The organism is Enorma timonensis, from assembly GCF_000321165.1.
Lineage (GTDB): Bacteria > Actinomycetota > Coriobacteriia > Coriobacteriales > Coriobacteriaceae > Enorma.
On the sequence record NZ_CAPF01000084.1, the window covers coordinates 1 to 3030 of the forward strand.

Annotated in this window: 3 protein-coding genes; 1 reads left to right on the forward strand and 2 read right to left on the reverse strand. The window is 70.8% G+C overall.

Annotated features, from left to right (window positions below; genetic code table 11):
- Together dnaX and BN423_RS09150 are read right to left on the reverse strand one after the other, a co-directional pair.
- Positions 1-1362: DNA polymerase III subunit gamma/tau (gene dnaX / locus BN423_RS09145; RefSeq protein ID WP_019239952.1), on the reverse strand; the 1362-nt coding region annotated here is incomplete at its 3' end.
- Between the two features lie 126 nt (positions 1363-1488).
- Entirely contained in the window at positions 1489-1716 is a 228-nt protein-coding gene (locus BN423_RS09150; RefSeq protein WP_019239953.1) for a hypothetical protein, read from the reverse strand.
- Positions 1717-1866: 150 nt separating this feature from the next.
- On the opposite strand from BN423_RS09150, the gene BN423_RS10875 reads away from it, so the two are divergent.
- Positions 1867-3030: serine/threonine-protein kinase (locus tag BN423_RS10875; protein ID WP_019239954.1), on the forward strand; the 1164-nt coding region annotated here is incomplete at its 3' end.

A 3030-nucleotide genomic window follows, 5' to 3' on the forward strand; every position in this document is an offset into this window, starting at 1 on the left:
CGGCGCGCTCGCGGCCCGCGGCTCCTCAGCCGACTTCACCGGCTCGGAAACCGCCGGGGCAGCCGCCGCAGCCGCCACCTTCTCAGCACCCCCCGCCGACTCGGCCGAGTGCTCAGCCGCCGCGTGCGCCGTGCCCGCGCCCACGAGCGCCGCCATGTCCGGAGCGCTCAGCGGGGCCGAGGGGATCCCCCGCGCCACCTGCTTCTCGAGCGCGTCGATGCGCTCGGCGAGCGCCTCGAGCGTCAGGTCGGACTCGGGGCGCGCGAGCCGCGTGAGCGCGATCTCGAGCACGAGGCGCATGTCGGCGGCGGAGCGCATCTCGAGCGCGGCGTCGTCGAGCACGATGAGCACGCGCGACAGCCGGTCGCCGCTGCCGAACAGCCCCGCCTCCTCCGCGAGCGCCGCCGCCTCCTCGGGCGTGCCCTCGATGAGCTCGGGGCGCGCGCCGGCCACGTAGACCATGTACACGTCGCGGACGTGCGCCACGAGGTCGCGCGTGAGCTCCATGAGATCCTCGCCGGCATCGACCTGCTCCTTCACGAGCGCGAAAAGGGTCGCGACGTCGCGCGAGGCGAGCGCGTGGCTGAAGCGCGAGAGCACCGTGCCGGACACCTCGCCCAAAAGCGCCCGCGCGTCGGCCGAGCGCACCGCGCCGTTGCCGAACACCGAGAGCTGCTCGAGCGTGGAGAGCGCGTCACGCATGCCGCCGCGGGCGTGCTTGGCCACGATCTCGAGGGCGTCGTCGTCGAACGTGAAGCCCTCCTGCTCGCAGATGAAGCGCAAACGGCCCACGATGTCCTCGTTGCCGATGCGGTGGAAGTCGAACCGCTGGCAGCGCGAGAGGATCGTCTCGGGGATCTTCTGGGGGTCGGTCGTGCACAGCACGAAGACCACGTGCGCGGGCGGCTCCTCGAGGGTCTTGAGCAGCGCGTTGAACGCCGCCGTGGTGAGCATGTGCACCTCGTCGATGATGTAGACCTTGTACGCGCCGCGCACGGGGGCGAAGTTCACCGAGCCGATGATCTCCTCGCGCACGTTGTCCACGCCGGTGCGGCTCGCGGCGTCGAGCTCGTAGACGTCCGGGTGCGTGCCCTCGGCGATGGCCTGGCACTCGGGGCACGTGCCGTCCGGCAGGCACCCCGCCGCGCCCTGGGCGCGCGCGGCCTCGGAGCCCTGGCAGAGCAGCGACTTCGCCAGGATGCGCGCCATGGTGGTCTTGCCCGTGCCGCGCGGGCCGCAGAAGAGGTACGCGTGGGACAGGCGCCCCTCGGTCACGGCGTGCTCGAGCGTGGACACGATGTGCTGCTGCCCCACGACGCTCTCGAACGTGAGCGGGCGGTACTTCCTATAGAGCGACTCCATCGAACCTCTCCTCATCCCATATGTAAAATAACCCCAGTGACTTTTTTACATCGCTGAGTGATCCGCGACGACTCACACACCCTCGACCTGAGCGATGTAAAAAAGTCACTGGGGTTATTTTACATGCTACAATCCGCGCTCGCGCAGGCGGCGATCGATATCCTTGAGCGTGGCGCGCGTCGCGAAGAGCTGCCGGTACGTGGCCGACTTCACCTTGCCGGCGGCCTTGAGCTCGTCCATGCGCGCCGTGACGTCCGCGAGCTCCGCGCGCGTGCCGGCGGCGAACGCCTCGTACGCGGCGAGCCGGGCGGCGTCCGCGCCTGCGTCGCTGCCCGTGCTGGCTTCGTTCGGCATGTGCGGCGCCCCCTCCTCGCATCGTCTCGGTGCCACCATGATACCCTCTCGCGCGCGGCGCGGGCGGGGCTTCGAAACATGATAAAATCCAGCCTGTCTGGGTTTTATCATGGATTGTATCAACGCACCATAAACGCACCAAGGACGAGCATGCCGCTGTTCTCGCACCACAACCCATCGCGCCGCACCGTCGCGCCCGCGCCGGGGGCGGCCGTCACGCACCGCATGCCCGAGGCGGTTCCCGCGCCCGGCGCCATGGCGTCGTCGCTGCTCAAGCGCTACCGCCCCATCGAGACGCGCGCCACGGGCGGCTTCGGCTCGGTCGAGGTGTGCATGGACACCCGCCTCCAGCGCCGCGTGGCCATCAAGCGCATCCCGCTCGCCGCCGAGCTGAGCACCACGCCCGAGAGCACCCGCGCCGCGGCGCTCGCGGAGGCGCGCACGGCGAGCATGCTCCAGCATCCCAACATCGTCTCGGTCATCGACTTCACCTACGACGCCGAGTACGCCTACCTGGTCATGGAGTACATCGACGGCATGTCGCTCGAGGAGTTCCTCTCCGGCGTGGACGGCAGCTCCCTCACCTACGACGAGTGCGCCGCCATCGCCGACGCCCTCGTCCAGGCGCTCGCCCACGCGCACGAGAACGGCGTGCTCCACCTCGACATCAAGCCCGCCAACGTGCTCATCGACCACAACGGACATGTGAAGCTCACGGATTTCGGCATGGCCACGCTCACGAGCGCCGCGGGCTTCGGCGGCGCACGCGGCGGGACGATCGGCTACATGCCGCCCGAGCAGCTGCGCGGCGAGGTCGTGGACGAGCGGAGCGACATCTTCTCGCTCGCCGCCGTGCTCTACGAGTCGCTCTGCGCCACCGCGCCGTTCCGCGCCGGCACCCCGGCGGATTCCCTCAGGCGCATCGAGAAGGGCGTGATCTACCCCTCGAGCCTGCTCGCTGACATCCCCGAGAACGCCGAGGAGGCGCTGCTCTGCGCCCTCGACCCCGACCCCGCGCAGCGCATGGCGTCGATGCAGGAGTTCGGCGACTGGTTCCTGCCCGGCCTGGGCAGCCCGCGCGAGGGGCGGCGGAGCCTGGCGCGCATCATCGCGCAGCTCACGTCCGACGACACGGAGGATGCGGAACAGGGCGCCGAGGAGGGCGGCCGCCGGCGCGTGTGGGAGCTCGACCCGGCCGAGGGCTACCTGGGCAGCAGGTCGCCCAAGGCGCGCCGGGCGGTGGTGGGCGTCGTGAGCGCGCTCGCCGTCGCCGGCGGGGCCGCCGCGATCCTGGGCGCCATGGGGCTCGAGGCG

Bases quoted from the DNA above. Each gene is read 5' to 3' on its own strand.
- BN423_RS09150 (WP_019239953.1), bottom strand. From the start codon at position 1,716: ATGCCGAACGAAGCCAGCACGGGCAGCGACGCAGGCGCGGACGCCGCC.